The 15,897-nt window shown below is 67.2% G+C and carries 15 protein-coding genes; 6 read left to right on the top strand and 9 right to left on the bottom strand.

Annotated features, from left to right (window positions below; translation table 11 throughout):
- Positions 1 to 3 precede the first annotated feature (3 nt).
- Genes C8J40_RS02580 through C8J40_RS02570 form a run of 3 tightly spaced genes read left to right on the top strand, consistent with a single transcriptional unit; the run spans position 4 to position 5,358 of the window.
- Positions 4 to 3,054, top strand: a complete 3,051-nt coding sequence (locus tag C8J40_RS02580; protein ID WP_132895635.1) for an efflux RND transporter permease subunit — start codon at positions 4 to 6, stop codon at positions 3,052 to 3,054.
- Positions 3,047 to 4,465 carry an efflux transporter outer membrane subunit gene (locus tag C8J40_RS02575; protein WP_132895634.1) on the top strand — a complete coding sequence of 473 codons (1,419 nt, stop codon included), beginning with the start codon at positions 3,047 to 3,049 and terminating at the stop codon, positions 4,463 to 4,465. The genes C8J40_RS02580 and C8J40_RS02575 overlap by 8 nt, the downstream gene beginning before the upstream one ends.
- Before the next feature lie 41 nt (positions 4,466 to 4,506).
- Complete coding sequence (locus C8J40_RS02570; RefSeq protein WP_132895633.1) at positions 4,507 to 5,358, top strand: MipA/OmpV family protein; 852 nt, start codon at positions 4,507 to 4,509, stop codon at positions 5,356 to 5,358.
- Between the two features lie 119 nt (positions 5,359 to 5,477).
- Here C8J40_RS02570 and C8J40_RS02565 read toward each other — a convergent pair whose 3' ends face one another.
- On the bottom strand, positions 5,478 to 6,434 hold the full coding sequence (locus tag C8J40_RS02565) for a bifunctional methionine sulfoxide reductase B/A protein (protein WP_132895632.1): 957 nt from the start codon (positions 6,432 to 6,434) through the stop codon (positions 5,478 to 5,480).
- A gap of 390 nt (positions 6,435 to 6,824) precedes the next feature.
- On the opposite strand from C8J40_RS02565, the gene C8J40_RS02560 reads away from it, so the two are divergent.
- The 3 genes from C8J40_RS02560 to C8J40_RS02550 all read left to right on the top strand — a co-directional run bounded on the left by C8J40_RS02560 (position 6,825) and on the right by C8J40_RS02550 (position 9,479).
- Complete coding sequence (locus tag C8J40_RS02560; RefSeq protein WP_132895631.1) at positions 6,825 to 7,493, top strand: cell wall hydrolase; 669 nt, start codon at positions 6,825 to 6,827, stop codon at positions 7,491 to 7,493.
- Between the two features lie 77 nt (positions 7,494 to 7,570).
- On the top strand, positions 7,571 to 8,137 hold the full coding sequence (locus C8J40_RS02555) for a septal ring lytic transglycosylase RlpA family protein (protein ID WP_132895630.1): 567 nt from the start codon (positions 7,571 to 7,573) through the stop codon (positions 8,135 to 8,137).
- Between the two features lie 355 nt (positions 8,138 to 8,492).
- Positions 8,493 to 9,479: a helix-turn-helix domain-containing protein gene (locus C8J40_RS02550; protein ID WP_132736561.1), complete on the top strand. Its 987-nt coding sequence runs from the start codon at positions 8,493 to 8,495 to the stop codon at positions 9,477 to 9,479.
- Between the two features lie 11 nt (positions 9,480 to 9,490).
- Here the strand turns inward: C8J40_RS02550 and C8J40_RS02545 are convergent, their stop codons facing one another.
- From C8J40_RS02545 to C8J40_RS02510, 8 genes are all read right to left on the bottom strand, one after another.
- Complete coding sequence (locus tag C8J40_RS02545; RefSeq protein WP_132895629.1) at positions 9,491 to 10,240, bottom strand: FliA/WhiG family RNA polymerase sigma factor; 750 nt, start codon at positions 10,238 to 10,240, stop codon at positions 9,491 to 9,493.
- Positions 10,237 to 12,297: a flagellar biosynthesis protein FlhA gene (gene flhA / locus C8J40_RS02540; protein WP_132895628.1), complete on the bottom strand. Its 2,061-nt coding sequence runs from the start codon at positions 12,295 to 12,297 to the stop codon at positions 10,237 to 10,239. The genes C8J40_RS02545 and flhA overlap by 4 nt, the downstream gene beginning before the upstream one ends.
- 3 nt (positions 12,298 to 12,300) lie before the next feature.
- Positions 12,301 to 13,146 (bottom strand): lytic transglycosylase domain-containing protein, encoded by an 846-nt coding sequence (locus tag C8J40_RS02535; protein WP_132895627.1) that lies wholly within the window; start codon positions 13,144 to 13,146, stop codon positions 12,301 to 12,303.
- A gap of 185 nt (positions 13,147 to 13,331) precedes the next feature.
- Positions 13,332 to 13,649: a hypothetical protein gene (locus C8J40_RS02530; protein WP_055881695.1), complete on the bottom strand. Its 318-nt coding sequence runs from the start codon at positions 13,647 to 13,649 to the stop codon at positions 13,332 to 13,334.
- The gene (gene flgM / locus C8J40_RS02525) at positions 13,636 to 13,941 is read right to left on the bottom strand and encodes a flagellar biosynthesis anti-sigma factor FlgM (RefSeq protein ID WP_132895626.1); all 306 of its coding nucleotides are present in this window, start codon (positions 13,939 to 13,941) and stop codon (positions 13,636 to 13,638) included. The genes C8J40_RS02530 and flgM overlap by 14 nt, the downstream gene beginning before the upstream one ends.
- 98 nt (positions 13,942 to 14,039) lie before the next feature.
- Positions 14,040 to 14,534, bottom strand: coding sequence for a flagella basal body P-ring formation protein FlgA (locus C8J40_RS02520; RefSeq protein ID WP_132895625.1), 495 nt, complete (start codon positions 14,532 to 14,534; stop codon positions 14,040 to 14,042).
- Positions 14,531 to 15,067, bottom strand: a complete 537-nt coding sequence (locus tag C8J40_RS02515) for a hypothetical protein (RefSeq protein ID WP_132736545.1) — start codon at positions 15,065 to 15,067, stop codon at positions 14,531 to 14,533. Before C8J40_RS02515 ends, C8J40_RS02520 begins: the two co-directional genes overlap by 4 nt.
- Positions 15,064 to 15,738 carry a MotA/TolQ/ExbB proton channel family protein gene (locus C8J40_RS02510; protein ID WP_132895846.1) on the bottom strand — a complete coding sequence of 225 codons (675 nt, stop codon included), beginning with the start codon at positions 15,736 to 15,738 and terminating at the stop codon, positions 15,064 to 15,066. The genes C8J40_RS02515 and C8J40_RS02510 overlap by 4 nt, the downstream gene beginning before the upstream one ends.
- Positions 15,739 to 15,897 lie beyond the last annotated feature (159 nt).

Raw genomic sequence — 15,897 nt, 5'->3', positions numbered from 1 at the left:
GCGATGGACCGCTTCAACCTGTCGCGCTGGGCGATCCGTCACCCCGCGCTCGTCGGCTTTCTGATCGCGCTGCTGTTCGCCGCGGGTACCGCGCAATTCTTCGCGCTCGGCCGGGACGAGGATCCGACCTTTACGCTAAAGGAGATGATCGTCGCCGCGTCCTGGCCCGGTGCGGCGCCGGCGCAGATGCGCGAGCAGGTCGCCGACCCAATCGAGCGCCGGCTGCGCGCGACCGAGGATCTCGATTTCCTCCAGACCTATTGCGTCGACGGGCGCTGCGCGATCCGCGTATCGCTGAAGGACGGCGCGCCGAAGGACCGCGTGCCGGTGATCTGGCAACAGGTCCGCAAGCAGCTGAAGGATCTCGAGCCGGGTCTGCCGACCGGGGCAACGGTCGCCGCCGATGACGATTATGCCGACGTCTATGGCTATGTGTTCACGCTGACCGGCGCGGACAATGCGCGGCTCGTCACGCTGGCCGAGCAGGCGCGCGACGCGGTGCTGCGCGTGCCCGGCGCGGGCAAGGTGCAGATCACCGGCGAGGTGCCGCGCCGGCTGTACGTCGATGTAGACTCGCGCCGGCTTGCCGCGATGGGCCTGTCGCCCGACGCAGTCGTGCAGGCGCTGGCGAAGCGCAGCAGCGTCGCGCCGGCGGGCGTCGTCGAGCGGTCGATGCGCGTGCCCGTTCGGATCGGCGGCGCGGTCGACGGCGTCGATACGGTCGAGAATACCGCCGTTGCCGGCGCGGACGGGACGATCAGGGTCGGCGACATCGGCACGGTCAGCAACGGCTATGCCGACCCGCCCGACGGCCTGGTCCACCACGCGGCCAAGCCCGCGGTGGTGCTGGCGATCGCGATGGCGCCGGGGGCCGACGGGCTCGGCTTCGGCAAGCAATTGTCGGAGGCTGCCGCGGCGTTCGGCCGGACGTTGCCCGCGGGCGTGACGATGACGCAGGTTCAGGACCAGAGCCAGAATATCCGCGAGGCGGTCGACGCGTTCCTCATCAAGTTCTTCTGCGCGCTGACGGTCGTTCTGCTGGTCGCGTTTGTCACGCTGGGCTGGCGGACCGGCGTCGTCGTCGCACTGTCGGTGCCGCTGACGCTCGCGATCGTCGCGCTGTTCATGGGCGTCAGCGGAATCGGGCTCGAGCGGATCTCGCTCGGCGCGCTGATCCTGTCGCTCGGGTTGCTGGTCGACGATGCGATCATCAGCGTCGAGGCGATGGTGGTCCAGCTCGAAAAGGGCGCGAGCCGGGCCGATGCCGCCGCCTATGCCTGGACGCACACCGCGTTCCCCATGCTGACGGGGACGCTGCTGACGATCGTCGGCTTCCTGCCCGTCGGGTTCGCGCAATCGACGACCAGCGAATATGCCGGCGGGATCTTCTGGGTGACCGGGTCGGCGTTGCTGGTCAGCTGGGTCGTCGCGGTCGTGTTCACGCCGTATCTGGGCGTGCGGCTGCTGCCTGAGGCTCGCAAACACCACGATGCGGACGCGATGTACGATACGCCGGTGTACCGGCGGCTGCGCAAGCTGGTCGATGCGTGCATGGCGCGGCGCAAGACCGTGGTCGCGGTCACCGCGGCGCTGCTGGTGGCCAGTCTCGCCGGCGCGATGCTGGTCCGCCAGCAATTCTTTCCCGTATCCGACCGCCCCGAAATTATCGTCGACGTCAGTCTGCGGCCCGGCGCGTCGCTGTCCGCGACCTCTGCGGCGGTGAAGCGGATCGAGGCGAGCATCGCGAAGGACCGCGATATCGCGCAGGTCGACAGCTATATCGGCCAGGGCGCGCCCCGCTTCTATCTCCCCTACGGCCCCTCGCTGCCCGACCCGGCGACCGCGACGATGGTGCTGGTCGCGACCGACCTGCACGCGCGTGAACGGGTCATCGCGCGGCTGCTCGCAAACCACGCGTCGCCCGAGGCCAAGCTCCATGTCCGCCGCCTGTCGCTCGGACCGAGTGCCGGCTTTCCCGTGCAATATCGCGTGATCGGACCTGATCCGGAGGTTTTGCGGACCATCGCCACGCGGCTTGAGGCGGTGCTGCGCGCGACGCCCGGCACGACTGCGGTTCAGGCGGACTGGGGGACGCCGTCGGTTGCGGTGCGGCTCGATCTCGACCCCGATCGGGTCGCGCGGCTCGGGCTCGATCGGGCGCGGCTGGCGGGCGAGGTCGCGACGATGCTGTCGGGCCAGCCGGCCGGTGACGTGCTCCGCGGGACCAAGCGGATCGGCATCGTCGTGCGTGGCACGGCGCCGGATCGCAGCGATCCGGGGCGGCTCGCCGACATGGCGGTGAGCACGCCCGGCGGTCCGGTCCCGCTCGATCAGGTCGCGCGGATCGGCGCGATTACGGAGCAGCCGATCGTCTGGACGCGCAACGGCGCGCTCTGCATGACCGTGCAGGCGGACATGACCGGCGACGTCCAGGCCGGCGAAGTCGTCGACGCCGCCGCCGCGCGCGTCGCCGCGATCGCGACCTCGCTCCCCGCCGGCTACCGGATCGAGGACGGCGGCGACGGCGAGCTGTCGGCCAAGGCGAACGACGCGATCTATGCGCTGCTGCCGATCACCGTCGCGCTCATGCTCCTGCTGCTGATGATCCAGCTGCAAAGCATCGGCCGGACGCTTCTGGTGCTGGCGACCGCACCACTTGGGGTGATCGGCGCGGTGGTGGCGCTGGTGCTGACCGGCGCGCCGTTCGGGTTTGTCGCGCTTCTTGGGCTGATCGCGCTCGCGGGGATGATCATGCGCAATTCGATCATCCTGGTCGATCAGGTGACGCATAACCAGGCCGAGGGCATGGACCTGCACGCGGCGATCGTCGCTGCGACGATCGGTCGATCGCGCCCGGTCGTGCTGACCGCACTGGCGGCGGTGCTCGCGTTCATCCCGCTCTGCTTCAACATCTTCTGGGGGCCGATGGCGATCGTGATGATCGGCGGGCTGATCGGCGCGACGATCCTCACGCTGGTCGCCCTCCCCGCGCTCTACGCCCTCGCCTTCGATCGCACATCCGGCCTTACCGACGAGGACCACGAAAATGCATGATCCGAAGCTCTCACGGACGCCGCTGCTGCTCGCCGTCGCGCTGGCGGGCTGTACGGTCGGCCCGAATTTCGCGCCGCCCGCAGCGATCCTGCCGCCGGTCTGGCAGAGTGCGGCCCCGGTCTCGGCTAGCACCGATGCGCGCTGGTGGCGGAGTTTCGACGATCCGGTGCTCGACGCTCTGGAAGCACGCGCAGGTTCTACGAACCTCGACATCGCCGCGGCGATCGAACGGATCACCGCCGCGCGGATCGAGCGCGGCCAGGCTCGTGCTGCCGGTGCGCTGCAGGTCGAGGGTCAGGCCGGGTACAACCGCGAGCGCGTCGGCACCGCGGGGATCGCCTCGGTGACGCAGACGCTGCTCGGCGTCACCCCGACGACGACCCCGCCCAAGGGCGTCGACTTCGATCTCTACAGCATCGGCGTCGGCGCGAGCTGGGAACTCGATCTCTGGGGTGGCCATCGTCGCCAGGTCGAGGCGGCGCAGGCCTCGGTCGAGGCCACCGAAGCCACCGCGCGCGGCGTACGTCTGTCGGTCGAGGCCGAGGTCGCGCGCACCTACTTTCAACTGCGCGGCCTGTGGGACGAGCGCCGCATCGCGCAGGACGGGGTCGGACTCGCCGAGCGCAACGCCACGATCGCGCGTGCGCTGCTGGGACGCGGTCTCGCCACGCCGATCGATCTCGCCGCAACCGAAGAGACGCTGCGCGCACTGCGCGGCGAGATCGTCGACCTCGACCATCGGGCGACCACGACGCAGCGCGCGCTGGCGATCCTGGTCGGTGGTACGCCCGATACCGCCCCGTTCGACCGCACGACGCTGCAACCGCAAAGCCCGCTCCCGGCGGCGGCGGTGCGCGTGCCCTCCGAGGTCGCCCGCACACGTCCTGACATTGTCGAGGCCGAAGCACGGCTCCACGCAGCGACCGCGCAGATCGGCGTCGCGCAGGCGGATCTCTATCCCAAGATCAGCCTGACGGGCCTGTTCGATATCGACGTCCTGAACCTCGCCGATTTCGGCTGGAACGCGCGCAGCACGAGCATCGGGCCGAGCCTGTCTCTCCCGATCTTCTCCGGCGGCCGATTGCAGCGGCAACTCGACCTGCGCCGCTCGGAGGAACGCAGCGCCGCGCTCGCGTACCGCCAGACCGTTCTCAACGCCTGGCGTGAAGTCGACGACGCGCTGTCGGCGAGCCGCGCCGCCGCCGAGCGCACCAGCCTGTCCGACCGCGACCTCGCATCGCGTCGCCGGACGGTGGCGATGGTCGAGGCCCGCTACGCCCGCGGCGACATAGCGGCCTCGCCGCTGCTCGACGACCGCCAAGCGGCCTTGTCCGCGGAGTTGGCCGTCGTTCGCCAGCGCGTCGCCACCGCGCTCGCGCACATCCAGCTTCACCGCGCGCTCGGCGGCTGACCGCTCACCGCGCCGATCACATTTGAACCAAGGACCTTCTCATGCCCTATATCCGAACTCTGTCGCTCATCCTCGGCAGCACATTGGCGGCGTTCACCACGCTACCCGCCCATGCGCAGGATGCACCCGCCGATCCGTACCGCGATACCGTGACCGTCGGTGTCGGGGTCGCGGCACTCCCCGATTACGAGGGCTCCAACGACTATCGGATCAGCCCGGCACCCGCCGCGATCGGGACGATCAAGGGCTATGGCTTCGTCCTGGCCGGCAACCAGCTGAGCGTCGACCTGATCAAGAACGCGCCGGGTCCGGTCTGGGACGTCCAGGCCGGACCGATCGCACAGCTCAATTTCAACCGTAGCGCCCTCGGCAGCATCGACGACCGCCGCGTGCGCGCACTCGGCAAGCTTGACGTCGCGGTCGAACTTGGCGGCTATGTCGGCCTCGGCAAGACCGGTGTACTGAGCAGCTCGTACGACACGCTGTCGGTGACGCTCGGCTATCGCCACGACGTCAGTGGGGTTCATGACAGCGGCATCTGGAGCCCCGGCATCACCTATGTCACGCCGCTGTCGCTCAAGGCCGCGATCGGCCTGTTCGCCTCCGCCGACATCGTCGAACGCGGCTATGCGCAGACCTATTACAGCGTGTCCGCAGCGCAGAGCGCGACGAGTGGACTCCCCGTCTACACGGCCCGCGGTGGCCTCAAGAACTGGACGCTCGGCGCAATCGGCAGCTATTCGCTCACCGGCGATTTGCTGCACGGCGTCAAGCTGGTCGCAGGCGGCACCTATGGCCGCATGGGAGGCTCGATCGCGCACAGCCCGCTCGTCGCCATCGCCGGATCGCGCGACCAATGGCTAGGGACGCTAGGGCTCGGCTATACGTTTTGAGGATATCAACCCGGTAGCGTTGGTGAGCCCGTGACATGCGCCAACTGCGACGCGGACATCGCCATCCCTGGCAATCATACCGTTGACCGGCATGCCGTCGCGAGGTGGACTGACGTAACTTATGCCGCTTCGGCGCGGCGCGGCAGCTTCCAGTTCGGGCGGACGAAATGGCAGGTATAGCCATTCGGCTTGCGCTCGAGATAGTCCTGATGCTCGGGCTCGGCCTCCCAGAAATCGCCCACCGGCGAGAGTTCGGTCACGACCTTGCCGGGCCATAGCCCCGACGCCTCGACATCGGCGATCGTATCCTGCGCCACCGCCTTCTGGGCGTCGTCGGTATAGAAGATCGCGGACCGGTAGCTGGCACCGCGATCATTGCCCTGCCGGTTGACCGTGGTCGGATCGTGGATCTGGAAGAAGAATTCGAGCAGCATCCGAAAGTCGGTGCGCGCCGGATCGAAGACGATCTCGATCGCCTCGGCATGGTTGCCGTGATGGCGATACGTCGCGTTGGCGACCTCCCCGCCGGAATAGCCGACACGCGTCGAGACGACACCGGGCTGCGCACGGATCAGATCCTGCATGCCCCAGAAGCATCCGCCGGCAAGAACCGCGCGCTCGGTTTTGGCCGGCACATCCTCGACCTGATCGAGATACGCGGCATAGCCTTTGGCGGCCATCTCGCCCCGCGGGACGAAACGCAGTGCCGCCGAATTGATGCAGTAGCGCAAGCCACCGCGACTGCGCGGGCCGTCCTTGAAGACATGGCCGAGATGGCTGTCGCCATGCGCCGAGCGCACTTCGGTACGGGGGATCAGCATCGACCAGTCGCGTTTGGCCGTGACGTTGGCAGTCTCGATCGGTCGGGTGAAGCTGGGCCAGCCGCAGCCGGAATCATATTTGTCGGTGCTGGCGAACAACGGCTCGCCCGACACGATGTCGACATAGATCCCCGCGTCCTTCACATGCAGGAGCGCGCCGGAACCGGGGCGCTCGGTCGCATTCTCCTGCGTGACCCGGTATTGTTCCGGTGTCAGCGCGGCAACGGCGTCTTCTGTCTTGCGATAGCTGGTCATGGCGGCACTCCGTTGACCACAATGTGGTGCGCCGTGGCGGCGCTGTCGAGGTGCGGACGGCGACCGGGAGCCGCGGCGTTCGTCGAACCGGGGTCATCGCCCAGACGACCGGTTCGCGGTCTGGCCTCACGACAGCACCAAATCGACCCGTGTCGCGTCGAACCCTTGGACGGCGGCGAAGCGGACTGGCGCGGTGCAATTGGCGAACACCACGGTCTGGGAAACGATCGAGCCACTGACGCTTCAGCCCTGGCCTAGCCCGGCCCGGCACCGCGATCGTCGTCGGACCGTCGAGGTTCGGCGGCTTCAGCCCGTCCGAGTCTCGCGCGATGACAGGTGCTCCATGGCTTCCCCGTTGGCCTGAACTCTCTTCCCCGGTACAGGGACGGGATGACGAAGCGACGCGCGCAATCCTCGCACTCGCGGGCTCGGGGATCGCGGCAAGGCGCGTCGTCGGAACAATGGCTGCTGTTGCTCGGGGTCGCGGTGGTGGCCGCGGCGATCTTCGGCACGTTGACCGACCTGCCCTGGCCCGCGGCGACGATCGATCTACGGCGTCCCCAACGCCTGACGATGGCGCAGGCCCGCGCGTCCAACGCGCTGGTCCCGATTGCGGTGGCAAAGCGTCGTTCTGCGACGCGGTTTCGTTTCAAAGGTGGCCCTGCGGCACGCGAACAGGCGACCGAATGTCTTGCGACCGTGGCGCTGTACGAAGCCGGTGACGATCGTGACGGACAGCGCGCTGTGATCCAGGTCGTGCTCAACCGCGTCGGGGCGGCGGGCTTCCCCAAGACCGTCTGCGGCGTCGTGTACCAGGGCGCGAACCGCAAGACCGGATGCCAGTTCTCGTTCTCCTGCGATGGCTCGCAAGTGCGCAGGCCCGAACATGACGGCTGGGACCAGGCCAGACGCGCTGCGCGTCGCGCCCTGAGCGGGTATGTCTACGCGCCGGTCGGTCGGGCAACGCACTATCATACCGACTGGATGGTGCCCTATTGGCGCGCGTCGCTCGTCAAGGTCGCGACGGTCGATTCTCATATCTTCTATCAGCGGCGTTGATGGCCGGGGCACCGCATCGCCGCCGCGGTACTGTTCACACGCCCCGTTCCACACGCGCCGACCCGACGGGATCCGACATGCCGAAGTTTTCAAGATCCACGCTGTTCGTTGCAGGCTTGTCGTTCGTGATGACGGGATGCGCTGGCGGTACGTTCCGACCGGTCAGCGACAGCGCCGTCAGGCTGGGCGCGGCTTACCGCGTCAAGGGCACTACCTATGTGCCGGTCGTCGACCCGCACTACGACGTGCTCGGTTATGCCAGTTGGTACGGAACGGAGTCGGGCAACCGAACCGCAAGCGGTGAACGCTTTCGCGCGGATTGGATAACGGCTGCGCATACGACGCTGCCGCTGCCGACTTATGTCGAGGTGACCGCGCTTGATACCGGGCGACGGATCATCGTGCGGATCAACGATCGCGGTCCGTTTGTCGGCCGTGCGCGGATCATCGACCTTTCGCGCGGTGCCGCGGTCGGTCTCGGCGTGCGGTCCGCCGGTCCCGCCGCCGTGCGCGTGCGTCGTGTCGAACCGAGCGAGGCCGACCGCGAACGCCTGCGCAAGGGAAAATCCGCGCGTGCACTCCCGCCGATTTCCGAACGCGAGCGGCTCAACCTGCGATCGCAACTTACCGCCGCAGGCTTCTAAACCGGTTCGTCGCGCAGCGCGGCGCTTTACATCGGGCAAGCCTTTTTCCGCGGCAGCACCGCGAGGTCAGGGCGGCACATGCAAGCAGTGGGGGCGGGGATATCGCGAAGGGGCAAGCGGTAGTATCGAAACGATAGCGTATCTAATCTTTCGCACCTGCCGCATAGAGGGGATCTACCGCGCTGAAGTCATGGTGATCCTCCTTCATTGATGATCTCATGGAAGGTGGGGAAGTGCCGGATTTATCCAAAATCTTACCGGCAAGTGCCTGATCCGCGTGTTTTAATTGCCAGTCGCGTTGCACTGTGCGAACCGCGCACGATAAGGCACCACAATCTATGTTAAGGCCTGATGAATGAAGGCAGAACAATTTGGTGGCGGAACGCAGGCGCGGGGCCTGTCCGCATCGGCGTTGGACATGCCGGCCGGGCTTCATGTCCGCTATGCCGCGCCCGACCGGACGCTTGCCGAATGCATCACCGGCTACGCGATCTATGCGGCCGAAAGTCGCGACGCGATGGTCAACTGGTATCTGCCGTCGCCGCCAATGCTCTCGATCGTGCTCGATGCCGGCCCGATCACCGTATCGCTGGGCAATCATCGGTTCGGACCGCTCGATCCCGTCAGTCTCTATGGACCGACCAGTCGTGCGTTCCGCACCGTGACGCATGGCGGGATCGCGGTGGGGATTGGTATCAGTGCGCTCGGCTGGGCGCGTATGACGCAGCGGCATGCCAGCGATTTTCACAATCGGATCGTCCCGGCGAGCACGCTGCTTGGGGCGGACTTCGTCGAGCGGCTGCGCGAGGGGCTCGACGTGCTCGACGACGAAGCGTCGATCAAGCCGCTGCTCGACGACATGCTCGCGCCGCTGTTCGCGGTCCAGAATCCGCGTGAGCCGTTGATCCGCGCGTTCACCGCGCTGACGATCACCGATGGCGTGATCGAGATGAAGGATGTCGCCGATCGGCTGGGCGTGCCGACGCACGAACTGCGACGCGTGGCGACACGGTATTTTGGCATGCCACCCAAGATGTTGCTGCGCCGTGCGCGGTTCCTGCGATCGTTCATCGGCTTGATCAGGGACGAAGGGCTCGGCGATTATTCCAAGATCGACAGCAGCTATTTCGATGCATCGCACTTTCTGCGCGATTCCGGGACATTCCTCGGCACGACGCCGCGGCGCTTTCTTGCGGCGGAGACGATCTTCCTGCGTGCGAGCCTACGCGCGCGATTGACGATTCTGGGTGCTCCTACCGCGACGCTTCACGACGGCATCCCGCGCACGCGCGTTTCCCATCCCCACCGCGACGATGACATGCGCGCCCAGCCCGAAATCTAACGCACCGGTCTTCAAACCGCGCGAGCTAGCGCCTTCTTCAATTTTGCGTGCGCTGATGCCTTGATCTGGCAGACGCGTGCCGAGCCGACGCCGAACACTTCACCGATCTCTTCGAGGTTGAGTTCCTCGACGTAATAGAGCTGGATCACTTGCGCTTCGCGTTCGGGGAGCGCGGTGATCGCCTTGATCAGGGCTTCGCGCATGTCGCTGTCGGCGAGCTGCTCGAACGCATCGGGCGTGTCGTCGGCGAACCACGGCAAGTCGTCCGAATACATGTCGTCGATCGAGTCGAAGCGGATCGCGTCGGCGGTGACGTAGTCGGTGCGGAGTTTCTCGATCGTCACGCCGATATGCTCTGCGATCATGTCTTCTCCGGGAGCCTTGCCCGTGCGGGCGGTGAGCGTCGAGATCGCCTCGGCGTACTGGCGACGGCGACGCATCGCGCCTCGCGTCGACGTGGCCTGGCGGCGGAGTTCGTCGATCATGCTGCCGCGCAGGCGCGTGATGAGGTAGGTCTTGAACGGCATGCCGCGCTCGTCGAAATTCGCGGCGGCCTCGACCAGCGCGACCAGGCCGACCTGGATCAGATCCTCGACCTCGACGCTGCTGCTCATGCTGCCGTGGACGTGCCAGGCGATCCGGCGGACCAGCGGGAGGTGCTGTTTCACCAACTGGTCGGCGTCGCCGCCGGGGCGTTGATGCGGGCGGTACGTCAAAGGCTGGGCGTCTGCGAAGGCGCCGTGCATCGGGAGCGCGCTCACGCTGCGAGCGCCTGCTGCGAGGCACCAATGACTGCGACGACTTCGACCGCCTTCTCCTCGGGCACCTCGAAGAACGACATCACCGGCGTATCGGGCAGGCACGTCCGCACCAGCTTGCGGATGGCGATGCGGATGGTCGGCTGGACGACCAGCGCGAACGGTTTCGCCTCGGCGATCAGCGGTTCGGCGGCGCGTTGCAGTGCCTCGACGATGCGGCGGCCGAGATCGGGTTCGATGACGTGGCGACGCGATTGATCGGCGCGCATCGCCTGGCCGAGCAGACCTTCCAATTGACCCTCCAACGTCATGACGCGCAGCGGTTCGCGCACGCCGCACAGTTTCTGGATGATGAGCGCGCCAAGCTCGGGACGGATAGTCTCGATGATCTCCTCGGCATCCTGCGTGCGCTGCGCGGCGACCGCGATCGCGCCGGCGATGCGCCGGAATTCCTTGAGCGGGACGTTCTCCGCGAGCAGGCCTTTCAGGACTTGCGTCAGCGTCGTGATCGGCAGCGGCGCGAGCGCGGCGACCAGTTGCGCGGCGCGCTCCTTGAGGCCGTCGAGCAACGCCTGCACTTCGTCCTGGCCGAGCAGGTCGGACGCGTTCTGGCCGAGAAGGTGATTGAGGTGCGTCGCCATCACGGTGCCGGGATCGACCACGAGATAGCCAGCACCGGTCGCGGCATCGGCGTCGCCCGCGTCGACCCAGGTGGCGTCGAGGCCGAAGGTCGGATCCTTGACCTTCTTGCCGTAGAGATCGCCGAACGCCTGCCCCGTGTCGAGCGCGAGCATCTCGTCGGGCGAGACCGTGTCCTCGCCGACGACGACGCCGTTGACGAGGATGCGGTACACGTACGGCGCGAGGTTGATGTCGTCGCGGACGCGAACCTGCGGCACGACGAAGCCGAGTTCCTTCGACAATTGGCGACGCACGCCGGTGATCCGCCCCATCAGCGGCGACCCGCGACGCTCGTCGGCGAGCGGCACGAGGCCGTAGCCGATGTCGAGATTGACCTGCATGCCATCCGTAACTTCCTCCCAGCCGATCTTCGACTGGTCGATCGTCTCGACGGGCACGACCACGACGGGGGCAGGGCGGCGCTCGATCTGGCGCAGCTTCCACGCGGCGAACCCGGCGATGGCCGCTGCCGGCAGGATCACCATGTGCGGCATGCCGGGCAGGATGCCGAGCAGCGCGAGGATGACCGCGACCGGTGTCCAGGTGCGTGGGCTACCGAACTGGCCGCCGATCTGGCCGGCGAGATCCTTGTCGGAGGTGACGCGCGTGACGATCGAGGCGGCGGCGATCGACAGCATCAGGCTCGGCAGCTGCGCGACGAGCGCGTCGCCGATCGCGAGCAGGATGTAGTTGTGCGCCGCATCGGCGATCGTCATGCCGTGGCTGACGGGGCCGAGGATCAGGCCGCCGATGATGTTGGCGGCGAGGATCAGCATCGCGGCGACCGCATCGCCCTTCACGAACTTCGACGAGCCGTCCATCGAGCCGTAGAAATCGGCCTCGGTCGAGACTTCGACGCGGCGGGCCTTGGCTTCGTCGGGGGTGATGAGGCCGGCGTTCAGGTCGGCGTCGATCGCCATCTGCTTTCCGGGCAGCGCGTCGAGTGTGAAGCGCGCGCTGACTTCCGACACGCGGCCGGCGCCCTTGGTCACGACGATCATGTTGATGATCATCAGGATCGCGAAGACGAAGATGCCGACGACGTAATCGCCGCCGATCAGGAACGTGCCGAACGCCTCGATGACGTGGCCCGCCGCGCTCTCGCCCTCATGGCCGTGGACCAGCACGATGCGGGTGGAGGCGACGTTGAGGCCGAGACGGAACAGCGTGGCGAACAGGAGCACGGTCGGGAAGGCGGAGAAATCGAGCGGCTTCTGTGCGTTCAAGGCGACCATCAGCACCGCGAGGCTGATCGCGATGTTCGCTACGAAGAAGATGTCGAGCATGAACGCCGGGATCGGCACGACCATGACGAGCACGAGCAGCAGGATCGCGAGCGGCAGGACCGACGCGCGGGCGTTGGAGAGGATGCGGTTCATGGCTTAGCCGCCCAACCGTGCGAGCATCATGTAGGCGAGGCGCGCGGTGTCGGGCGTCGGGCGCAGGATGCTGGCGGCGGCCTGCGTCGTCTTGCCGGTGAACCTGCCCATCGCGGTAGTTGCCCAGGCCAGCGGGTCGTCGGCGCTTTCGTTGTTGCCGGTGATGACCGTGCTGCCGTCCATGTCGAGAGCCTGCGCGGCGTAATCGGCGGGCGTCGCGGTCGCGCTTGCCCCGGCGGCGGCGCCACCGAGCTTGTCGGCGAACCGGTCGTAGATCGCCGACAGCGTGCGCGGCTGGTTGTTCGAATCGTAGAAGACGTTGTGGTTCGCGCGTGCCGCGGCCGGAAATAGTGCGGCGCCGCTCGCCTGCGGGTTGGCCTGCATCGTCTTGAGGAATTTGGTCGCGCCGCCGAGACCCATGAAGTGCGCCATATACAGGTCGGTGCCCGACGCCGGGCGGTTCAACGTGCCTTCGAGCGACGCCTTGTTGTCCGAGGCATATTCGGCAGCCATCAGCGAGGCGGCGTTCGGATCGTTGCGGAGCGCGAGGATCGCAGCCTTGGTGCCGGCATCGCCGACCGAGAGGCGGCCGCTCGACGATGTGCCGATGCTGTTCGCAGCCCACGCCATGCCGTGCTCGGCGCCGTGCTTCTTGACCACGGAAAGCCAGCTCTGTTCGATGAACTGATAGAGGCCCGATGCGCTCGATGTGCCGGCCTTGGCGTTGGCGTTGAGCCCGCTCTCAAGCTTCGCCTGGCCCAGCAGATAGTCGAAATCCACGCCCGTCTTGCTGCTCGCAAGCGCGATCGCGGACTGGATCCGGCCGGTAGTGATAGGATTGACGGTCATGCCCGTGTGCGGTGCCCCTGGTTTAGGGGATACTGAGCAAGGGGCGTGCCAGTTTTGGTTTTCGGTTCCCGTAGCGCCGTCATCCTGACGAAAGTCAGGATCCAGAGCCATGTAGCGCCGTCCCCTTTACCCTGGATCCTGACTTTCGTCAGGATGACGGAGATGGGGAAGGGTAAGCGCGCTACTTACGCGTACGCCGCCCTCAACCCCGGCCGGTACCCGGCAACTGCACCGTCGCCGGTCAAGGTTTGCAGGCGGCGGCGGACATTTGCCGCCATCAAATTGGTGTAGATCCGGCACGTCTCGTTAAGCCGGTTCGCTTCGTCCGCCAGTTCGCGGATCTCGGTCCCCGCAGGCCCGGTGCCCAGCAGCGCGACCTGTTCGATCCCGGCGAGCTTGTCCGCGGTCGCGCGCTCGAGGCTGGCGACGTCGTTCGACTTCAGCGCGGCGATCTCGGCATGCAGCGCGTCGATCACGCGGATCAGGGCATCACGCCGCTTCATTGGAATTCCAGGCCAGGCTGAGCGCCATCAGCCGATCGGCGATGGTCGCGGGAAGGATCGGGAAGGTGCCACTGGCGATCGCCTTCTTGATCTCGGCGACGCGCGAGGCATTGATCGGTGGCGACGAGGCCATCGACTTCGCCAGCGCGATCGACTCGGGCGGCACCGGGGTTTGCGCCTGCGCAGGCGCCTTTACGGGCGTCTGAACGACCGTGGTTGGCGTCGCGGCGGCGATGCGCACGACGGAGCGATCTCCTGCTACAGACGGCTTCGCGCCGATCGAGTCCACCATGTCCGCATCCTCTACATTGCGCTGACATCAGGAGAAACGGCCGCACGTCGAAAACCTTTAGCGAAATTAATCTGTTGCTCGAATTTAGTTCGACCAGCTCAGTTCGACCAACCGGGCAGCGTCGCGCGACCGGCGTCGACCGCGATCGCCTGGACCGGCGTGCGGGTGTCGTCGACCTTGACCATGAACCGCCCGCCGGGGGCTGCATCGCCCATCGCGACGCCTTCGCGGCTGATCGAGAAGCCCTCGGTGCCGGCCTCGATCACGATCGGATCGCCGCGCTTGATGACCGGCGCGGCCTTGGCCACGGGCACGAACGACGCGGCAATCGCGGCGGGAGCGTTCGCCGGCCGGATCACGGGCACGAAGATCCGCCATGATGGCCCTTCGCACGAGACGACGACCGCATCATGCTGTTCGGTACGCCACGACAGCGACACTGTCGGGCAGGTCGCGAGCCGCAGCCGTACATCGACGGGCGTGCGTGCGCCACCCTCGGCGCCGATCGGGCGCCCGGTAAACGCGGTGACCGAGCGATCGAGCGCGGCGGTATCCTGGAAGCTCGCGGCCATGAGCAGAAACGGGATGATCATTGCGGTGTCCTTCGAACTGGGCCCGTTTGGAGTTCGCCGACAAAGGCGACGGAGACGATCGCGGCGCGGCGGCCGGGTTTGGTGGCGGTGACGATCGCTACGCGCGACGGCGCGACCGCGGCGAGCGCGGCGGCGACGGTGCGCGCACGGTCGGCGGCGAGGATCGCGGCGCTACCTGTGACGCGATCGATATCGGCGGGCGTACCGTCGGTGGATCCGGTAACCGTGAGCATCACGCGGGGATCGCGTGCCGCTTCCCGCGCCCAGGCGACGAGCGCGCCAGGCGTGGTCGGCAGGATCGCCGAGCCGGGCGCGAAATCGAGGATCCCGGCGGCGGCAACAGGCATCGGCGCGGGCTCGGCATCGTTGGCGCCAAAGCCTTCGCGGATACCCTTTGCCAAATCCTTGCCGCCGATGTGCTGGGTTGCCTGCAGGAGCACGAGGAAGCCGACCAGCAACAAGGCGAGGTCGGCGAGCGTGATCAGCCAGAGCGACTTGCCGGTCGGCGCATCGGGATAGTCGCTAGCGTTCATGCCACGGTAGCCAGGGTCGGTGCCAAGCTTGGCGCGACATAGCCCCGCGGCGTCTCGCGGTCGGCGAGCGTCACGAGCGGCGCTTCGATGCGGGCGCGCTCGAACGCTTCGTTGCGCCCTTGCGCACGCAGCCGGTTGGCGATCGGCATGAAGAGCAAATTGGCGAACAGCGCGCCGTACAGCGTGGCGAGCAGCGCAACCGCCATCGCGCCACCGATCGCACCGGGATCGCTCATCGTCGCGAACATCTGGGCAAGGCCGATCAGCGTGCCGATCATGCCCATCGCGGGGGCGACTTCGGCAGCGCCGGCCCAGACGTCGGCGGCGGCGACGTGGCGCTCGATGCGGGCCCGGCGGCGGTGCTGGACGAGCGTCGAAACGTCGGTCGCCGAGGCTCCATCGACGATCGCGGCGATCGCGGCGGCGACGTCGGCATCGGCAATGACCGAGCGATCGAGCGCCATCACGCCGTGGCGCTTGGCGATCCGGGCGAGCGCGGTGATCTGCTGAAGCAGCGGGTCCGCATCGAACCGACCGCGGGCGAGCGTCGTGACCGCAACGAGCGCGCGGCCGAGATCGCGGAACGGGGTGCGGAGGACGACCGCCAGCGCGGTGCCGCCACCGACGATGGCGAGCGCTGCTGGGTCGAGAAGTTGGGCGAGCGTGATCATGTGCGTGGGGTGATGCAAGGGGTGTGCCGGATTGGGTTTTGGGCGTCTCCGTCATGCCGGATCGGTTCCGGCGGCTATCGTACCGCGTAGGCGATGGCATCCGGTGTGCGGAGCAATGGACCCTGGGAAAAGGTCCGGGATGATAGAGCGGGTGGGCCT

Origin of the sequence: Sphingomonas sp. PP-CC-3A-396, assembly GCF_004343105.1 — a bacterium.
Lineage (GTDB): Bacteria > Pseudomonadota > Alphaproteobacteria > Sphingomonadales > Sphingomonadaceae > Sphingomonas.
Note: the sequence above shows the minus strand (reverse complement) of the source record. Positions and strands in the feature narration are given on the sequence as shown.

Bases quoted from the DNA above. Each gene is read 5' to 3' on its own strand.
- C8J40_RS02555 (WP_132895630.1), top strand. From the start codon at position 7,571: ATGCCGAAGTTTTCAAGATCCACGCTGTTCGTTGCAGGCTTGTCGTTC.
- C8J40_RS02580 (WP_132895635.1), top strand. From the start codon at position 4: ATGGACCGCTTCAACCTGTCGCGCTGGGCGATCCGTCACCCCGCGCTC.
- C8J40_RS02550 (WP_132736561.1), top strand. From the start codon at position 8,493: ATGAAGGCAGAACAATTTGGTGGCGGAACGCAGGCGCGGGGCCTGTCC.
- C8J40_RS02515 (WP_132736545.1), bottom strand. From the start codon at position 15,067: ATGAACGCTAGCGACTATCCCGATGCGCCGACCGGCAAGTCGCTCTGG.
- flgM (WP_132895626.1), bottom strand. From the start codon at position 13,941: ATGGTGGACTCGATCGGCGCGAAGCCGTCTGTAGCAGGAGATCGCTCC.
- C8J40_RS02535 (WP_132895627.1), bottom strand. From the start codon at position 13,146: ATGACCGTCAATCCTATCACTACCGGCCGGATCCAGTCCGCGATCGCG.
- C8J40_RS02520 (WP_132895625.1), bottom strand. From the start codon at position 14,534: ATGATCATCCCGTTTCTGCTCATGGCCGCGAGCTTCCAGGATACCGCC.
- flhA (WP_132895628.1), bottom strand. From the start codon at position 12,297: ATGAACCGCATCCTCTCCAACGCCCGCGCGTCGGTCCTGCCGCTCGCG.
- C8J40_RS02570 (WP_132895633.1), top strand. From the start codon at position 4,507: ATGCCCTATATCCGAACTCTGTCGCTCATCCTCGGCAGCACATTGGCG.
- C8J40_RS02510 (WP_132895846.1), bottom strand. From the start codon at position 15,738: ATGATCACGCTCGCCCAACTTCTCGACCCAGCAGCGCTCGCCATCGTC.
- C8J40_RS02530 (WP_055881695.1), bottom strand. From the start codon at position 13,649: ATGAAGCGGCGTGATGCCCTGATCCGCGTGATCGACGCGCTGCATGCC.
- C8J40_RS02565 (WP_132895632.1), bottom strand. From the start codon at position 6,434: ATGACCAGCTATCGCAAGACAGAAGACGCCGTTGCCGCGCTGACACCG.
- C8J40_RS02575 (WP_132895634.1), top strand. From the start codon at position 3,047: ATGCATGATCCGAAGCTCTCACGGACGCCGCTGCTGCTCGCCGTCGCG.
- C8J40_RS02560 (WP_132895631.1), top strand. From the start codon at position 6,825: ATGACGAAGCGACGCGCGCAATCCTCGCACTCGCGGGCTCGGGGATCG.